We start from the raw sequence: 393 nt of genomic DNA on the forward strand, positions 1-393 counted from the left end.
GCGCGCGGTCATGGCGCCAAGAAGCGCGTTCAACTCGTCTTCGAGGCTTCGTTCGTCCGTGATGGGCGCCTGCACTGGCGACGCGATGGCTGCCGCGGGCGCCATCGGCAGCGCGGGAGCCGCTGCAATTCCGGCGACGGGCTCTTCGGCGGGCTCTGCAAACGCCTCGTCCAAATCCAAGTCGAAAGCGTCAATCGAAATGGCTTCAGCGCCTGGAATCTCGTCCTTCGTGCCGATGACATCGGCAAGCAACTCATGCGCTCGCGGCTCCTCAAAAGCCTCTGGCTCATCGGCCTGAACGTCAAAATCCACGTCGACATCGGCCATGGCGTCGTCGAACTGACCAACAAAATCGTCGCCGGAGATCGAGTGGGTCTCATTCGCGGCGGCCGG

General features: G+C 63.1%; 1 pseudogene. It reads right to left on the reverse strand.

What is annotated here, in order from left to right:
* Window positions 1-393 (reverse strand): annotated as a pseudogene (locus X742_RS1000000175205) (SPOR domain-containing protein); the annotation flags it as partial.

The sequence above is a fragment of the Mesorhizobium sp. LNHC229A00 genome (assembly GCF_000502415.1).
Taxonomy (GTDB): Bacteria; Pseudomonadota; Alphaproteobacteria; order Rhizobiales; family Rhizobiaceae; genus Mesorhizobium.